Annotated in this window: 14 protein-coding genes; 4 read left to right on the top strand and 10 right to left on the bottom strand. The window is 40.3% G+C overall.

Annotated elements, in window-relative coordinates; all coding sequences use genetic code 11:
- Window positions 1–32 precede the first annotated feature (32 nt).
- Both gmhB and PTET_RS03950 read right to left on the bottom strand, forming a co-directional pair.
- Window positions 33–602 carry a D-glycero-beta-D-manno-heptose 1,7-bisphosphate 7-phosphatase gene (gene gmhB / locus PTET_RS03955; protein ID WP_024601849.1) on the bottom strand — a complete coding sequence of 190 codons (570 nt, stop codon included), beginning with the start codon at window positions 600–602 and terminating at the stop codon, window positions 33–35.
- Complete coding sequence (locus PTET_RS03950; protein WP_096038236.1) at window positions 599–1,660, bottom strand: glycosyltransferase family 9 protein; 1,062 nt, start codon at window positions 1,658–1,660, stop codon at window positions 599–601. The genes gmhB and PTET_RS03950 overlap by 4 nt, the downstream gene beginning before the upstream one ends.
- A gap of 123 nt (window positions 1,661–1,783) precedes the next feature.
- Here PTET_RS03950 and PTET_RS03945 point away from each other — a divergent pair, with 123 nt between their 5' ends.
- A complete protein-coding gene (locus PTET_RS03945) occupies window positions 1,784–2,503 on the top strand; it encodes a 3-deoxy-D-manno-octulosonic acid kinase (protein WP_013464283.1) in 720 nt (239 codons plus the stop codon).
- 6 nt (window positions 2,504–2,509) lie between these two features.
- Here the strand turns inward: PTET_RS03945 and PTET_RS03940 are convergent, their stop codons facing one another.
- Together PTET_RS03940 and PTET_RS03935 are read right to left on the bottom strand one after the other, a co-directional pair.
- Entirely contained in the window at window positions 2,510–3,595 is a 1,086-nt protein-coding gene (locus PTET_RS03940) for a glycosyltransferase (RefSeq protein WP_013464282.1), read from the bottom strand.
- Window positions 3,592–4,665 (bottom strand): hypothetical protein, encoded by a 1,074-nt coding sequence (locus PTET_RS03935; protein WP_013464281.1) that lies wholly within the window; start codon window positions 4,663–4,665, stop codon window positions 3,592–3,594. Before PTET_RS03935 ends, PTET_RS03940 begins: the two co-directional genes overlap by 4 nt.
- A 169-nt stretch (window positions 4,666–4,834) precedes the next feature.
- On the opposite strand from PTET_RS03935, the gene PTET_RS03930 reads away from it, so the two are divergent.
- A complete protein-coding gene (locus PTET_RS03930) occupies window positions 4,835–6,382 on the top strand; it encodes a capsule assembly Wzi family protein (RefSeq protein ID WP_096038235.1) in 1,548 nt (515 codons plus the stop codon).
- Window positions 6,383–6,444: 62 nt separating this feature from the next.
- Here the strand turns inward: PTET_RS03930 and hldE are convergent, their stop codons facing one another.
- Complete coding sequence (gene hldE, locus PTET_RS03925; RefSeq protein ID WP_028835522.1) at window positions 6,445–7,884, bottom strand: bifunctional D-glycero-beta-D-manno-heptose-7-phosphate kinase/D-glycero-beta-D-manno-heptose 1-phosphate adenylyltransferase HldE; 1,440 nt, start codon at window positions 7,882–7,884, stop codon at window positions 6,445–6,447.
- Window positions 7,884–8,474, bottom strand: coding sequence for a D-sedoheptulose-7-phosphate isomerase (locus PTET_RS03920; protein ID WP_024601842.1), 591 nt, complete (start codon window positions 8,472–8,474; stop codon window positions 7,884–7,886). Before PTET_RS03920 ends, hldE begins: the two co-directional genes overlap by 1 nt.
- A gap of 324 nt (window positions 8,475–8,798) precedes the next feature.
- Between PTET_RS03920 and waaA the strand changes: the two genes are divergently transcribed.
- Window positions 8,799–10,082: a lipid IV(A) 3-deoxy-D-manno-octulosonic acid transferase gene (waaA, locus tag PTET_RS03915; protein WP_096038234.1), complete on the top strand. Its 1,284-nt coding sequence runs from the start codon at window positions 8,799–8,801 to the stop codon at window positions 10,080–10,082.
- Complete coding sequence (locus tag PTET_RS03910) at window positions 10,079–10,627, top strand: DUF1415 domain-containing protein (RefSeq protein ID WP_096038233.1); 549 nt, start codon at window positions 10,079–10,081, stop codon at window positions 10,625–10,627. The genes waaA and PTET_RS03910 overlap by 4 nt, the downstream gene beginning before the upstream one ends.
- A gap of 349 nt (window positions 10,628–10,976) precedes the next feature.
- On the opposite strand, the gene PTET_RS03905 is transcribed toward PTET_RS03910, so the two are convergent.
- The 4 genes from PTET_RS03905 to purL all read right to left on the bottom strand — a co-directional run bounded on the left by PTET_RS03905 (window position 10,977) and on the right by purL (window position 17,955).
- Window positions 10,977–11,306, bottom strand: coding sequence for a YdbL family protein (locus tag PTET_RS03905; protein WP_008468219.1), 330 nt, complete (start codon window positions 11,304–11,306; stop codon window positions 10,977–10,979).
- Window positions 11,307–11,317: 11 nt separating this feature from the next.
- Complete coding sequence (locus PTET_RS03900) at window positions 11,318–11,515, bottom strand: YnbE family lipoprotein (RefSeq protein WP_028835526.1); 198 nt, start codon at window positions 11,513–11,515, stop codon at window positions 11,318–11,320.
- On the bottom strand, window positions 11,512–13,968 hold the full coding sequence (locus PTET_RS03895) for a YdbH domain-containing protein (protein ID WP_096038232.1): 2,457 nt from the start codon (window positions 13,966–13,968) through the stop codon (window positions 11,512–11,514). The genes PTET_RS03900 and PTET_RS03895 overlap by 4 nt, the downstream gene beginning before the upstream one ends.
- 96 nt (window positions 13,969–14,064) lie before the next feature.
- Entirely contained in the window at window positions 14,065–17,955 is a 3,891-nt protein-coding gene (gene purL / locus PTET_RS03890; RefSeq protein WP_096038231.1) for a phosphoribosylformylglycinamidine synthase, read from the bottom strand.
- Window positions 17,956–18,104: the final 149 nt, after the last annotated feature.

Below are 18,104 nucleotides of genomic sequence, written 5' to 3'. Positions count from 1 at the left end.
AAAGCTGCCAGTTTACAGGCTTGAGGTGTGTACTACGTTAGATCAGCAAATAAAGCCGGAAGGTCGTTGATTGAGTCACAAACATAGTCAGCAAAATTTACAGCTTTGTCATCAAATTTTTGCCCTGAACGTACCAGTACTTTGGTACGTACATTAGCGCTAATGGCAGCGTGCATGTCACCTAATTTGTCACCCACCATCACACTAAGTGCAGGGTTGATATGATGATCTTCTATTCCTTGAAGTAACATGCCAGGCGCTGGTTTTCTGCAATCGCACTCTTTTAAATAATCTGGTAATGCGTTTTTAGGATGATGAGGACAAAAATAAACGTCCGTAATTTCAATTTGATGTGCGCTAAACTGCGCTTTCATCCACTCGCTAAGCGCTAAAAATTCGCTCTCAGAATAATAACCACGGCCAATGCCTGACTGATTAGTCACTATAATTATTTTATAGCCCGCATCATAAAACGCTTTGCATGTTGAAAACACACCGTCTATAAATTCAAACTCTTCGCTTTTAAACACATAACCATGGTCAACATTTACTACGCCATCACGATCTAAAAAAAGCGCCTTGTTAGTGTTTTCTTGATTCATAACAGCGACTCTTTTTTAACAACATGATCAAACATTTTTTTTACTGCATCGGTGGTTATTTGACTCATTAAATCATCGCCTTTAACACGAGTACCCCAAGGCAATTGCTCGGCGATTTTACCTGTTTGCTTTACTAAGTTTTGATGGTAAACCTCAACCACGTAGTCTTGGTATAAATAAGGCCCCGTTCGCGCTGGGTTTGAATGCGCATATAAGCCAATAACCGGTGTGCCCACAGTCACCGCCATATGAGCTGGGCCAGTGTCAGGTGCCAGTACTAAGTCTGCACGCTTAAGTACGCACAATAATTCTTTGAGTTTTGTTTTACCCACCAAGTTCAGAATGGGTGAATCAGAGTGTTTAATGATGTTATTTGCTAAATTAATTTCCAGTTCAGTCGGTCCACCAGTTAATACTATTTTAAACCCCTGTGTATGTGCATAATCCGCAAGCGCAGCATAGCGTTCGGCTAACCAGTTACGCTGTGCTTTACTTGCTGCTGGCGAAATAACAAATAGCTTATTTGATAAATAATCGTCACCTAACAGCTCATCAGCTTTAGCTTGATCTTTGTTGGTAAAGGGCATATTCCATACAGGGACATAATCATCAACACCAATCGCTTGGGCAAAGCCTTTAAATCCCTCTAAAACATGCGCCTGAGATTGGGCTTTAATGCGTTTATTAATAAATAAACTATGTAGCTCTTTTGAACGAGCCCAGTCAAAACCAATTTTAACTTTGGCAGGAATACAGCGAGCAACAAAACCTGCTCTTAAAGCCACTTGCATATTAAGCAGTACGTCAAAACACTGCCCTTTAAAGGTTTGCTTTAACTGTTTCAGTGCCGCTTTACCTTGTTTTTTATCAAATACAACAAGCTCAACGCCTGGTAAGTCAGCTAACAGCTTCGCCTCGACCTTCCCTATCACCCATGTAATTTTGGCATTTGGGTGTGCTTTTTGAATAGCTTGTACCGCACTTACTGCATGGCATACATCACCAATAGCAGAAAGACGTAAAATACAAATTGAAGTGTAAGTAGGCGCTGAAGTCACACGTTTCCTTGGAGGTAAAATAATAAAACCTGATCTTAAATTATAATCGCGTCATTGCAAGTACTTATCCTTAGCCTGAAAACACGTTAATATATGCACATATTAAAGCGAATCCTATGAGCTATGTTTAATCAACACATCAAAAATAACCATGTCATTTTAAGCCATCCTCAATATAGCACGCAGATATCGCTAGATTGGTTTAGCCCCGACTTTTGGCAGCAACAGCAAAAAATTGTTGGCGCTAAAAAGGGACGTGCAACCGCATGGTTTTTTAAACACGCAGATTTAACGGCTGTGTTGCGCCATTATTGGCGTGGCGGCCTGATAGGAAAGCTACTCAGTGATCAGTATTTGTACTGGGGGCTTGAACATACCCGTGTTTATAAAGAGTTTAGCTTGATGACACAATTAATAGAGCTAGGTTTAAATGTACCAAAACCTATTGCCGCTAAAGTGAGCCGCCATGGTTTTATTTACCGAGGTGATATTATTACTGAAGCAGTTAGCGGCGCTAAAAGCGTATTAGATATACTGATTGAACGCGCATTGAATGATATTGAAATAAAAAAAATAGCCAGCACAATTGCGTTATTTCATAATAAAGGGGTGTATCACGCTGATTTAAATATTAATAATATTTTATTTGATGACAGTGGCAACGTTTTTATTATCGATTTTGACCGCGGCGAAATAAAAACACCCGATAAAAAATGGCAACAAAGCAACATGTCTCGCCTACAGCGCTCATTTTTAAAAGAGCAAAGCCGCAATAGCAGCTTTCATTGGCAAGAAAACGATTGGCAAAGTTTAAATAAACACTACCATAATGGGTTAACCTAATAAAAACTAGTTTGCTAACGCTAAGTATTGCTCTGTTACTCTATCGGCACACACCTTTTCTAAAATAGCTGCGTTGGTTACATTTGGGTTATCTGCGAGCACTTGCTTAACTGCGAGCGCTAGGAGCTCACCTTGGCCAATAGGTACTAGATATTTACTTAGTTCACCCGTAAGTATTTCACTTGGACCATGAGGGCACTCAGTACTGACAGCAGGCGTACCTACTGCTAAAGCCTCGACTAGCACATTACCAAACCCTTCAAAGTCTGAACTTAACAATAAAGCTTTTGCCTGCTTTATCCAGTTATATGGGTTTTGTACAAATCCCGGAACAATAAGCTGATTTTCAATACCATATTCTTTGGCTAACTTTAATGCCTTTTCTTTTTTGTTACATAACAGCACTAATTTGTATTTTTTATCTAACTTGGCAAATGCAGAAAATAAAATATCATGGCGTTTTTGTTTAGCTAAACGTCCCACATGAATAAGATAGGGAGAATCGGGTATATTTGTATTCACCTCATTAGCTTTATCATTGATTGTTTTAAAATTGAATGGATTATAAATAGTGGTAATAGCACTTGGGGTTATTAAGCTGCCTTGTTGTATTTCTTCTTCAACCCCTTTGGACACGCAGATCAGTGATTTACCATTAAGATTTTGTTTACTCTTTTTAAGATATAAGTATGAAAGCGGGCCTAGTTTTTTTTGCCTAGCGAGCTCTGCATTAACTGAGTTATGAACAACAAAATGGATATTTTTTATTTTACTCTGCGCTAATAAGTTATTACTACGATCTAAATTAGAAAGTACTATATCAATAGACCCAAGTTGCCGTAACTTTTGCTCAAACCATGTCTCTAACACTCTGATATTCTTTTTTATCTGCCAAAATCGATCTACTTTTGTTGCTCGACCTGAAAATAAACTTTCAACGTTCAAAGTGGTTGGAATGTCATATTCAATATTTTGCGCCAATGACAAGATAGTCACATTGTGGTCTTTTAATACCATCTCTTGCGCTAATGTAAGCATTACCTTTTCAGCGCCACCACCAACAAGAGAGTCAATTACAATGACAATATTCATAGCTTATTCCCCTGCAACAGTACTTTTACACCATTCGTTATAACATCAAAGCTATGTACATTTTCTAACAACATATATTGGCTGAGTGTATTGTTATAATTTGGCTCAGTAAGTAGCCCTTGCACTTTTTGAGTGATGTCTAAAATATCAAGCTCAGCTTGTTTAACAACGCCAGTGGCTGCACAACGTGCGACTCGATCACTCTGATCTTTTGAAATAGCACAAGCAATGGTTGGGGTTTGCAAAGCAATAGCTTGTAGTAAAGTATCACCCGCGCTCAGTAATGCAATTTTAGCCTGACTGAGTAAGGCTAAAAATTCAGTTCCCTCTTGGCTTGGCAAACAAATTAACTCATCGGTTTTAGGTAACAACTTAGTGTAGTTAGGGCCAAATACCACCACACCTTTCAAGCCTGTTTGTTTAGCAATAACAAGCCCTGCTTGAAAATATATATCTGCGCAATTCACGCCATTAACTGTATGACCACCAGAGCCCGCGTTAACAATAAAGAATTCTTTTTCTTTCAAGTGATAACGGTTTAGTGCATCGCATTTTTGTTGCGCTGATGCAAATACTGTAAATGGCCCAACATTAGCAGGATAGGCCAAAGGCAACATGCTCAATTTTAGCTTTTCATACCACGAAAGAGGTTCAATACAGTAATCCGGTTGTACAACCCAATGAGTATCAATAAGACCAGTCCTATTAAGCTTTAAACCTTTTGCCCGCTTTTTTGCATGCTGCGAAATAAAAACAACTTTAGCACCCACTTTTTTTGCCGCTTTCATTTGCTCAGCGCGTCCTGCGCAATCAAAAAGCACCGCATCTGGTTTGTATTGATCAATAAACTGACATACGTGCGTATTTTCTTTTGTTGCCGATTGGTTTAAGAGTAAGCTAGAAAACGGGCAGCTTTTAGCATAAGCCGTATGCTTATTTAAGATAAAATGAATATCTAACTGCTTGCCATACTCAGCCTTTAAAGTTTGAGCCAGCTGTAATGAGCGCATATATTCACCAATACCTTCTGGTGATGACACAGGAATAAATAAAAGTCGTTTTTTGCTCATTACAATCTCACTGGCTTATTTGACCTGCAGTATACCAATGGCAACTTTTTAGCGATAGATGGTAAGCATTTTTCTATATGATTTAACATACCAATTTAGATTTAATTACTGCAATAAGATGCTTAGATTGCTAAACTTACCGGCAATTTCAATCACAAGGATCTGAGCTTTGCGAAACAAAATTTTTATACTTTCTTCGCTTTTTTGTGCAATGAGTACCCCTGTTTATGCTGAACCCTGGGTTAAACCTGATGATTTTGGGTTAAGAGCTGATATCCAGCAACTTGCCGATGCAGGTGTTATTTTAGCCCCGGTAACGACTTACCCGTTAATGTGGAAAAGCTTTATTGCTGATATCGATAATGCCGGACTAGAGCAATTATCACCTCGCTTACAAGATGCGTTATTGCGTGTAAAACATCGTTATAAGTCAGAAAACAGTGGTTCACATAGTGTTCAACTTTCTGCATTTGCCAGCTCAGACCCATTAGCGACCACCAGCTTTGGTGCAACGAATACCCAAGAGTCAGAATTAACAGCAGCCTATGCTTACCTAGGACATAACTTTGCAGCTAAAATTGCGCTTAATCACCGCAGTGATGGCAAAAACTGCTTAGTCAACGGTAAAACAACAGACGATATAGTTAACAATGAGCAAGCACTGACTGACTGCAATGATACCTCACTTGATGATAGCTATTTAGCGTATCGTTTGGGTAATTGGATATTTAGAGCCGGTGCGGTTGAACAGTTTTGGGGACCAGGCGTTGATAACAGTCTAATTATGTCTGGTAACGCCAAACCACTTCCTGCAATAAGTATCAGCAGAGAACAAAGCAGTGCATTTGAAACACCTTGGCTGAGTTGGATTGGTCAGTGGAGCTTTACTGCACAAATGGCTAAACTTGAATCAAACCGCGTTATTCCTGATGCGTTATTATGGAGCACTCGTGTTAACTTTCGCCCCGTTCAACAATTAGAAATAGCATTAAGCTGGTCAGCACAATGGGCAGGGAAAGGACAACCAAGCTCGGCTAGTGACTTTATTGATATGATTACCGGTGATACAAAATGTGTTGATGGCACTACTAATTGTGATAGCCAGTTAGAATCAAAAATAGGTAATCAATTAGCAGGTATTGATATTCGTTGGTCAGACACATTATTTAACCAACCTTATGCCGTTTATGCCAGCACGATTGGTGAAGATGCGAGCTCACAGTTTAAACCAGCTGATAGAGCGTACTTATTTGGCTTACAAACAACACATCGCGTTTACGAGCAGAATTTACTAGTCAACTTAGAATATATTGATACAGGTGTGTCTTGCTCTGCGGGGTCAACGACCGAAAACTGCTATTATGAGCACACTGATTACCAATCAGGGTATCGTTACCATGGTCGCCCTATCGGCTCTACCTATGATAATGATGCGCAATCGCTAGTGTTAACCGTACTTGGGCAACTCTCAAGCGGAACTGACTGGCAAGTAAAATTACGTGATATTGACTACAACAGCGACAACCGTGATAGATACCCAAATAACCCAGACTTAGGTAACTCGATTACCAAAACAGCATTTAGCTCTAAACAGCTTGAAGTACGTTACAGAATGCTTGCCATGGGGGGGCGCTTAACCCTTGGCGGACTTGCCTCTAATAACGATGGAGCAGAAAACGATACGTCTGCATTTGCTAAGTTCGAATACAACTTTTAGTTTCATTAATAACATTAAAAAAGGGGATAAACTGCAGTTTATCCCCTTTATTGATTAGCGAACTAGCTTTTTATTTTGCTAATCACTTTTGATGTTGAACAGCCATCTAAAAACTCAAGCACTTCGACTTTTCCGCCATGGCGCAGCACATGCTCAGCACCGGCTATTTGTTCTACCGTATAGTCGCCGCCTTTGACAAGAATATCAGGGCTTATTTGCTCGATAAGTTTTGCCGGCGTGTCATTTTCATCAGCACTTCCAAACGGGATAACCCAATCAACGGAGGCAAGTGCACTGAGGACCATGGCGCGCTCATCTAATGGGTTTATTGGGCGTTCTGGGCCTTTCAAACGAGCAATAGATTCATCATTGTTTAAACCAACCACTAATCTGTCCCCACGGGCTTTAGCTTGCGCTAAATACCGCACATGCCCTGCATGCAAAATATCAAAGCAACCATTAGTAAATACAATCGTTTCACCATTTTGCTTAGCAAATTCAATATGCTGCAATACGTCATCAAACGGGGTTTGATAATGCTCGCCAGTTGCCTGTAAGTATTGCCCCAGCTTTCGACTCAACTCTTCTGGAGAAACCGTAGCCGCGCCCAATTTACTCACCGCAATACCGGCTGCTAAGTTTGCAATTTCGACTGCATCTTTGGCAGTCATGCCCGCACCTAACATAACGGCAAGGGTTGCAATAACAGTATCCCCAGCGCCAGTTACGTCACTGACCTCAAGCTCTTGAGCTGCAAAATCATATTTTTCAGTGGCATTTATAAGCGACATACCTTGCTCTGAACGGGTAAGTAACATCGCCGTTATACCCGCATCACTAATGAGGTTTCGTGCACTACTTGCAAGCGTCTCTTCTGAGCCCACTTGCCCGCCTGCTAATTTAAATTCATTTAAATTAGGTGTTATATAATCAGCACCGCGATATAACTGTAAATCTGATGATTTAGGATCAACAAGTACCGTTTTACCTGCTTTTTTGGCCACACTTATCATCTCTTTTATCAGCGATAGCGAGCCTTTGTTGTAATCAGAAAACACTATAAAATCGTAATCATTTAGCACAAGCTCTAATCGATTCAATAAAAGCTGGCTATGTGATTCGTTAAAAGTTTCTTCTAAATCTAAACGTACCACTTGCTGATGACGGCTAATTACACGCATTTTAGAAATAGTCGGTAAATCACACACGCTGACAAGCTGTGAATTTATTTTTTCACCTTCTAAAATATTTTCTAAAATTTGCCCACTTTCATCCTCGCCAATAAGGCCTAACAACCCCACTTTACCATCTAAACGGGCTATATTTTTAGCCACATTAGCCGCACCGCCAGCCTTGTCTTCAAATTTACTTACTTTAACAACGGGTACTGGCGCTTCTGGTGAGATACGCCCTGAATCACCATACCAATAGCGATCGAGCATCACGTCGCCCACCACTAAAATACGTGCTGCTGATAAGTTCTTTAGTAAAGATAAATCCATTACTGCTGCTCCGCAACAACCATATCCATGGCTTCACATAACCAATGGCCAATAAACATGTGTGCTTCTTGAATACGCGCGGTTTCGTCGTTTTTAATAATAATAGGTAACTTTGCAATATCTTTTACTTGCCCGCCGTCACGGCCAGTAAGTGCAACCGTGAATGCCCCTATTTTGTTAGCAGCTTCTAATGCTAAATTAATATTTTTACTGGTACCTGATGTAGTTAAACCAATCACGATATCCTCAGGCTTACATAGCGCCTGTACTTGGCGCTCAAACACAGTATCAAAATGATAATCGTTGCTGTGCGCTGTTAAAATAGACGTGTCTGTGGTCAAAGCAATAGACGCTAATGGACCTCGCTCTAATTTATAACGCACCACAAACTCTGCAGCTAAATGCTGAGCATCGGCAGCACTGCCGCCATTACCAAACCAAACAACCTTACCACCAGCTTGTAAAGCACTATGACATGCTTCTAGCAACTGCATTACCTCTTGATGATACGCCTCCATTGTTTCAAACAATACTTGATGACGGTTTAAACTTTCTAGGTAGCTGGTTGCCACTGAATCTATAATTGACATGAGATATTCCTCTTGGAACTGAAATGGCAGGAAAAATTAATTTCATTATTCCATAATTTTATAGCCAAATCACCTCTATATAACTAAATTAGATGTTTCACAGAAACTAAAATCAAAGGCTTACTGCATGGAAATCGTTTTTGTTATAAAAGTAACCATAAGCATTTCCTAAAATCATGAAACTGATGCAATAGCGTGATTTGAATGACATTGATTTAGTTTATACCCTAGTAAATGAACTCAAACCAACTTTTATACTTTGTATGTTTAGAAATAAGCCGTTTCACGATAAACTAGCTACAATTACCTTAAACAAAGCTCAGTATGGCACGCACTTTTTATTCACTTGCACTAATCATTATTAGCCCTTTAATCATATTTTATTTATATGTATTACGTGGTAAAAAAAATTCGGGTTATCGCGCGCATTTTAGAGAACGTTTTGGTTTTGTACGCCGCTGTTTATTTTCTAATAACACTAAACCTGTTGTTATTCATTGTGCTTCTGTAGGAGAGGTATTAGCAGCTACGCCATTAATTAAAGCGTTGCAAAATGAGCACCCGCAGCTCAATATTCTGATCACTTGTAATACCCCGACTGGCCGCGCACAAATAACAGCACAATTTAAAGATACCGTCACTACTAGTTATTTACCTATCGATTTTCCTTTTGCCACTGCTCGATTTTTAAAACGCGTAAAACCGCAGTTACTGTGTATTTTAGAAACTGAATTGTGGCCAAATATTATGGCTAATGCGCATAACAAAAAAATCCCGGTATTGGTTGTTAATGCGAGACTTTCTGAAAAGTCGCAGCAGGGTTATCAAAAGGTTGCGCAGTTAACTCACCGTATTATGCACTCTATTACTGCGTTAGCCAGTCATAACAAAACAGATGCAGAGCGTTTTATTGCACTTGGGCTTGAGCCTTCAAAAAGCCATGTTACAGGTTCAATCAAGTTTGATATTAGCCCTACTCAAGAGCAACTAACAAAGGTGAGCGCGCTCAAACAGTACTATAATAGCCAAGAACGTTTTATATGGGTGGCAGGTTCTACTCACCCTATAGAGCATGAATTAATACTCGATGCCCACCAGCAGTTGTTAAAAAAGCAGCCTGATGCTTTATTGATTATTGCCCCGCGACACCCCGAGCAATTTGATAAAGTGGCTGAACTACTCACACAAAGTACTTTAAGCTTTAGTCGTCGTAGCCAAAATAATTACCAAAACGAACACGTTTTACTTGCCGATACGCTAGGTGAATTACAGTGTTTATACGGCGCGGCTAGTGTTAGTTATATTGGCGGTAGTTTGATTCGTCGTGGTGGTCATAACCCGCTTGAGTCAGCCGCATTTTCGGTCGGTGTAATAACAGGCCCTCACACGTATAACTTTGATCATGTCTATCCTGAGTTAACAAAGCTTAAAGGGGCATGCGTGGTAGAAAATACAGATGAACTGGCACAACAACTCATTACTTTTAGCCAAAATAAAAAGGCATGCCAAACGCTCGGCACAAAAGCTGCGCAATGTGTTACTAAAAACCAAGGCGCCATAAAAAAAACACTCACTATTATTAATCAATACTTAGAGCCAAAACAGTGACTAACATAGCTATTAGCCAAACCCGAGAATGGGTTTCATCCGTTATTGTAAAATATAACTTTTGCCCGTTTGCCCGTAAAGAAGTCGAAAACAACTGTATTCATTACATTGTAAGTAACGCTAAGACTATCGATGATGCTGTAATGGATATGCTTGAGCAATGTATCGAGCTTGACCGCGAGAGCGAACGAGAAACCACGCTAATCATGTTCGATAACGGTTTTAGTGACTTTGAAGACTTTTTAGATTTAGTCGATTTAGCAAATGCGCTATTGGTTGCACAAGGCTTTGAAGGTAAATATCAAATTGCTAACTTTCATCCTGATTATGTATTTGCCGATAGCGATGAAACCGATCCGGCCAACTACACAAATAGAGCACCGTTTCCTACCTTGCACCTAATTCGTGAAGCAAGTATGAGTGAAGCACTTGAAAACTATGACGAACCAGAATCTATTCCTGAGCATAATATAAACTTAGCACGCCGAAAAGGCATTGATTTTTGGCAACAATTATTAGAAAACTGTAAAAAACCGAGCGTATAAGCTCGGCTTTTAATACGTTTAGGGTCTGTTGACCTTTGCCGATTACAATCGGTTCAAACTAGGGGCGGTTTAATCGCGGCGCGAGGTTTGTAACCTAGTGGGCTAAGTAAAAACCGAGCAAAGTTTCCGCGTCCTGCTCACGCCCCTTACCTACATCCATGTAGGCAACAAAGAGTAAATCACCCCTAGGCAGAACCCGAAGGGCAGCGCCTGTTTGGCATTGATGCTGCGTTATCGCCTATTTATGGGGAATAACCACACTACATAGGCTCTGCCTTGCCTAAATACCAAACAGACTGCTGCAAATTTAACCTTGAAAGATCAACAGACCCTAGTTAACCCATTAACTTTATTTTTTGACCCAGCTACCGTTTACTTCAATGTAGTGGCCGCTTTGCGTTTTTTCGATTGTTTTTGCCGCTGCCAATGCCTCAACTTGTGCAAGTGACAAGTTATTCTTTTTAGCTAATTTTAAGTACTGTGCCTTACGTTTTTCGTTAACGTCATCAACAACCGCTTTTGCTTCTGTATTTTGTACAACTAATCCAAGGTAGCCTGAGCTGTTTTCACCAACTAAGCCTTGGCTTTTAGCTTCATCTAAACTCATAGCCCAAACTGAAAATGACATACAAACGGCACTAATTAGGGTTACTATATTTAATTTATTTTTAATATTCATATTCTAGCTCCTTAAAATAACTCACTGTCATCGCTAAATAAATTATCGAGCTCTTTATCTACTTTGACACGAATTTCATGATCAACCTTAACATTTAAATTAATAGTGATTGGCTCTTTAGCCGACACCTCAACACGATGCGTACACGCACTTAGCGCTGATATTGCTGCTAACGCGAGCAGCACTTTTATCGATAACGACTGTCTCATTGCCCATTTCCTTTTTGTGAAAATTGTTGCTCAACTTTTTGTGTAATTTCATCACTTAAACGCAGTGCCCGTAAAAGCGTAAATATGTTTTCTTCATGGTTGTAATTAAAATTAACTTGCTGCTGCGCTTGCTGATTATAACCTTGTAAATTAACTCCAAGCTTTAACCAACCATCATTTTTAAGTACAACGCTGCTATTGAGTTTTTGAATATCTAAATCAGTCAATAACCCCAGTACAGGTTGCAACTCTTGCTGTTGCTGCATCACAGAATCAAATGCAGCATTATTGCTAATTTTTAAATTGCCCTCGCCTTGGCTAAACAGACTGCCTTGGCTAATGTGCACACCATTTTTATTAACGCTCACCGGCAGTGTACCAGCCAAACGTCCTGTTAAAGTAATACCCGACTTATCATCAAGGGTGATCAGCTTACTTGCATCAATATTATTAAACGTTACAGTGCTAACTTGGGTTTCTTGTCCAAGCGTATAGTTATCTAATAAAAATGTACCGCCAAGCACATTACCTTCAACATTACTAACAAGCACATTATTGTTATTGACGAGCCATTGCCCTTTAAGGCCTTTGATAACTGCGCCCGCTCTAAACTCATTTAAATGAAAGGTAGTCGGTTTTACATTAAGCCTACCTGAATTAAACTCCCCGCTAAATACACTACTAAAATCACTTGCAAGGTAGTCATTATAAAGTCCACTTAATTGGCGAATATCTATATCAAAGGATGCCCTTTGTAAATTGACATCGCCACTAATATTGCCGTTAAAAGTACCTTTTGTCAGCTTAGCAAGTGGATAAAACTGATTAATAAAGGTGTTTAATGGCAACACACTTTGCGCTGGCACAATCACCTCAAACGGATGCGCCTGTGACGATATATGATGATTTACCACCAACTCAATATCATCTATAAACGCATGGTGCGACGCTTTAAGTGCACGGCTTTGTAATCCACTCGAGTCTATTTTTATATTATTCAGTCTTATATCAGCGCTATTAAGAGCCTTAATTTGCGTTTTCGCAGTTAAATGAGCAAATAACTCACCTACACCTAGGTTTGCTTTTGCCGTGAGACTATTATTTATATTGGTAAGTTTAAATTCTTTATATGCCGCATTTTTTAACTGATTAGTTAATGTAATTTCTGCATTTAGTTGTTTATCCATTTTCGCGGTTAAACCACCTTGATAATGCACTGCTTTTACATCAAAAGCTTCAAAGCTAGCAACGGAAAATTTACTCTGTGTGTACCCGATGGGTTTTGAGTCAATAAATTCACTCAATTCAAAGTAACCACTGAAATTAAGCATATTAGCAGTAACAGGGATAAATGCGGGTAGCCTTTCAAGCTCAACGTTGTAATCACCTTTAACTTTAGTACCATTTAGCTGAGCGCTTATATTAATGCTGTTTATATCTGGCGTGCTTATTTGAGCAGACACCTTTGCCTGCATATTATCAAGCAAAGCGTTAATAGAGAGTGCGGTGTCTGTTATTAAAATATCAAAGTGTTTATTACCTTCACTCATCACATTAATTACTGGAATACTCAGCTCCCCCTGTTCTAAACGAAGAGCTTGAGAAAGCTTAACCTGCCAATTTAAAGCAACTTGTTTGCTTACAAAATCTGCGTATTTACTTGGTGGAATTAACTCAGTACAGCGAGGAGTTAAATTAATTTTGTTATTAAGTGAACCGGTATCTAGGATTAACGCTTGGTTATTTAAATTAAAGCGAGTAGCCATCTGGCCAGTGGTTAATAAATTAAATTGGCATTGCTCAAACGTATGAGCAAATTGAGCGCTAATCCCCCCGTTCAACTTAAGCTCAATCCCGTCAAAACTAAACACTTGTTGAGTATTAAAGTTAACAGCATCGAGTAAGGTGTTTTTAGTGTTTATTACCTGTTTTAACAGAATGTCATCAACTGCTAGCTGACCACTTATTTTATTGGTGGTTAAAATCGCACGCGCATTTATATCGCCCGTTACATTAAATTGATTTAGCGCAGGTTCTAATACACTAAATTTTAATGGTTTACTGAGCTGATTACTGTTTACTACAAGCTGTTTAATATTAATGAGTGGGCGATTTGAAGGTAGCGTTATCTTAAGCTGTTTAGCCGGTTGATTAGCGTTATCACTTTTAGGTAATGGATTGAGCGTTAATATTGCACTTTGAACACTGACATGCTTTGTATTTGCAGTAATATCAGAGAGTTGTAATTGTTGGTTTTGGTAATTTAAACACACAGTGTCGGCATGTATATTTAACTTTGAGGTAATTGAAAAATCGAGGCAGCTTAATGTGACACCTGCTTTTTTAAGTTCAGGGGCAATGGCCCATTGTAGTAAAGGCAAGCGAAATACATACCCGAGTAATAATAGACTCAGTAAAAGAGTGCCAACAATTAAACCAATGCGCTTAAACATATTATCCTTACATGTTTTTTAATCACTATAATCAAAAAAGGCTGCACAAGGCAGCCTTTTTTATTTTACATCCAGATCATGAATCTAATGTGTATATTAACCTACATTTTTACGCGCATTACGGAACATACGCATCCATGGGCTATCCTCTTTCCACTCATCTGGGTGCCAAGAGCTAGCAACAGTACGAAATACACGCTCTGGATGTGGCATCATTACAGTTGCACGGCCATCTGTTGATGTAATACCTGTGATACCTTCTGGCGAGCCGTTCGGGTTCGCTGGGTATTGCGTTGTAGGGTTGCCGTAGTTATCAACAAATTTAACCGCTACAGTACCACTTGCAAGCGCTGCTTTTGTTGCTGCGTCGTTTGCAAACTCTGCATGGCCTTCACCATGAGATACCGCAATTGGCATCCGCGAGCCCGCCATACCATTAAAGAATACCGATGGATTCTCTTGTATTTCAACTAAGCTAAAGCGTGCTTCAAAACGCTCTGACTTGTTCGTTACAAAGCGTGGCCAATGCTCAGTACCTGGGATCAACTCTTTTAATGTTGATAGCATTTGACAACCGTTACATACCCCTAAGCTAAAGGTATCTTCACGATGGAAAAAGCTTTGGAATTGATCGCGTGCCATGTCATTAAACAGTATTGACTTAGCCCAACCTTCACCCGCACCTAATACGTCACCGTAAGAGAAGCCACCACACGCCACTAAACCTTTAAACTGTTCAAGCGTTAAACGACCTTCTAAAATATCGCTCATATGCACATCAACCGCTGCAAAGCCCGCACGGTTAAATGCAGCTGCCATTTCTAAATGAGAGTTTACACCTTGCTCACGTAAAATAGCCATTTGCGGTTTAGCACCGGTTGCAATATATGGAGCTGCAACATCTTCATTTAAATCAAAGTTAAGTTTTACATTTAAGCCAGGATCTTTTGCGTCAAACTTGGCGTCAAACTCTTGCTTAGCGCAATCTGGGTTATCACGACGCGCTTGCATTTGATACGTTGTTTCGGCCCAAATTGTACGAAGTTCAGTACGAGTATGATTAAGTACTGTTTGCTCACCACGATTAAACACGATGTTATCGTCGTTATTTAGCGAGCCAATCACATGACTAATTGCGGCAACTCCATGCTGCTCAAATACCGCATTTACAGCCTCTAAATCGCTATTCGCTACTTGAATTACAGCACCTAGCTCTTCGTTATAAAGCGCTTCAATATCAGAGCCGGTCAAAGTCGCTAAATCAACGGTAACACCGGTGTGACCGGTAAACGCCATTTCAGCGATAGTGGTAAATAAACCACCGTCTGAACGGTCATGGTACGCAAGCAACTTGCTATCAGCGACTAGCGCTTGCATTGCGTTGTAAAAACCTTTTAGTAGCTCTGGGCTATCTACATCAGGTGTTGTATCACCTAATTGCTTATAAACCTGAGCAAGGCTTGATGCGCCCAGTCGGTTTTTGCCCGCGCCTAAGTCAACTAAAATGAGCGATGTATCGCCTTTATCTGTTCGTAACTGTGGGGTCACTGTTTTACGTACGTCTTCAACACGACCAAAAGCAGTAATAATAAGCGATAACGGTGATGTTACAGATTGCTCTGTAGCATCATCTTCGTTCTTCCATGTCGTTTTCATCGACATAGAATCTTTACCTACAGGAATTGTTAACCCAAGTGCCGGACATAACTCTTCACCCACCGCTTTTACCGCTTCGTATAAACCGGCATCTTCTCCTGGGTGTCCCGCTGCGGCCATCCAGTTTGCAGATAACTTAATATTTTCAAGAGAGCCAATGTTTGCACAGGCAATATTCGTTAACGATTCTGCCACTGCTAAACGCGCTGAAGCGCCATAGTTAAGTAGTGCTGCAGGCGTACGTTCACCCAGTGACATTGCTTCACCATGGTAAGTGTCATACGTTGCTGCGGTTACTGCACAGTTAGCTACTGGTACTTGCCATGGGCCTACCATTTGATCGCGTGCTACTAAACCTGTTACCGAACGATCGCCAATAGTAATGAGGAAGGTTTTTTCAGCAATGGTTGGTAAACGTAATAAACGTTCTGCAGCATCAGCAGCACTGATATTTTCAACGTCGAGTGCTTTACCTAACACTTGTTGTGATGTTACATCACGATGCATTTTAGGTGCTTTCCCTAATAAAACATCGAGCGGTAAATCAACAGGGTTATTTTCAAAGTGACTATCAGCAACCGTTAAATGAGGCTCTGCAGTTGCTTCACCAATAACAGCATATTGCGCTCTTTCACGCTTACAAATAGCTTCAAAACGATCAAAATCTTCAACAGCGACAGCGAGTACATAGCGCTCTTGCGATTCATTACACCAAATTTCGTGTGGTGCCATGCCCGGTTCATCATTTGGGATATTGCGAAGCTGAAATTTACCGCCACGTCCACCGTCACTAACAAGTTCAGGGAATGCGTTAGATAAACCACCTGCACCCACATCATGAATAAACGCAATTGGATTTGCATCACCTAGCTGCCAACATTTGTCGATCACTTCTTGGCAACGACGTTCCATTTCTGGGTTTTCACGCTGTACAGAGGCAAAATCTAAATCTTCATTTGATTGGCCCGATGCCATACTTGATGCAGCACCGCCGCCTAAGCCAATGTTCATTGCAGGGCCGCCTAGTGCAATGAGTTTTGCACCAACTGGAATATCGCCTTTTTGAACATGATCAGCACGGATATTACCTAAACCACCGGCAAGCATAATTGGCTTGTGGTAACCACGCACCTCTTCACCATTGTGACTGGTCACTTTTTCTTCGTAAGTACGGAAATAACCTAATAAATTAGGACGGCCAAACTCGTTATTAAACGCAGCACCACCTAATGGGCCTTCAGTCATAATATCTAGAGCATTAACAATACGGCCAGGCTTACCAAAATCACTTTCCCAAGGCTGTTCAAAACCAGGAATACGTAAATTAGATACAGTAAAGCCCACTAAACCCGCTTTTGGTTTTGAACCACGACCAGTTGCGCCCTCATCGCGAATCTCACCGCCCGACCCTGTTGCCGCACCAGAGAAAGGAGCAATAGCCGTTGGGTGGTTATGGGTTTCAACCTTCATTAATATTTCAATGTCTTCTTGGTGATACGCATATTCACCTTGTGCATCCGGGAAGAAGCGACCCGCCTTTGAGCCTTTCATTACGGCTGCATTATCTTTATAAGCAGATAATACATTTTCAGGATTATGCTCAAAGGTGTTTTTAATCATTTTGAACAACGACTTTGGTTGTTCAATGCCATCAATAGTCCAATCAGCATTAAATATCTTATGACGACAATGCTCTGAGTTCGCTTGAGCAAACATAAACAGTTCAATATCGTTAGGGTTACGCCCTAACTTAATAAAGTTTTCAACTAAATAATCAATTTCATCATCAGCAAGCGCAAACCCTTGCTCTATATTTGCTGTGGCTAATGCTTCACGGCCGCCACCTAAAATATCAACTGATGACATTGGACGAGGTGCATCGCTGCGAAATAACTGCGCGGCATCTTCTAATTTACTGTGAGTAGCTTCAGTCATGCGGTCATGAAGAAGTGCTGCAACTTGTGCTAACTGTTCTGCACTTAAATCACCTTCAACATAGTAAGCAATACCGCGCTCTACGCGATGAACTTGTTTAAGCCCACAGTTATGAGCGATATCAGTCGCTTTTGAAGCCCATGGCGAAATTGTACCAGGACGAGGCGTTACTAATACCAACTGACCTGCTGGCGCATGCTCAGCAATTGTTGGGCCGTAGGTTAATAACTTTTCAAGTTTGGTGTGCTCATCAGCGTTTAATGGCGATGTTAAATCGGCAAAGTGAGCGTATTCGGCATATACATTGGTGACAGGAAGTTGCGATTGTTGGCAACGCGCTAAAATTTTATTAACTCTGAACTCTGAAAGTGCTGGTGCACCACGAAGGATCAACATAAGTAATTTCACCCGGGGTTAGGGATTGAACGATATTTTAGGCGCGTATTATAGTCCAAATTACTCTCAGATTTAACTCAAAAATGCGCTTTTCATTAAATTAACTTTTTCTTTTTGTTTACACCTATTTTTTACTCACTGCGATTAAA

The organism is Pseudoalteromonas tetraodonis (assembly GCF_002310835.1).
Classification (GTDB): Bacteria; Pseudomonadota; Gammaproteobacteria; order Enterobacterales; family Alteromonadaceae; genus Pseudoalteromonas; species Pseudoalteromonas tetraodonis.
This window is presented reverse-complemented; position numbering and strand designations above follow the sequence as displayed.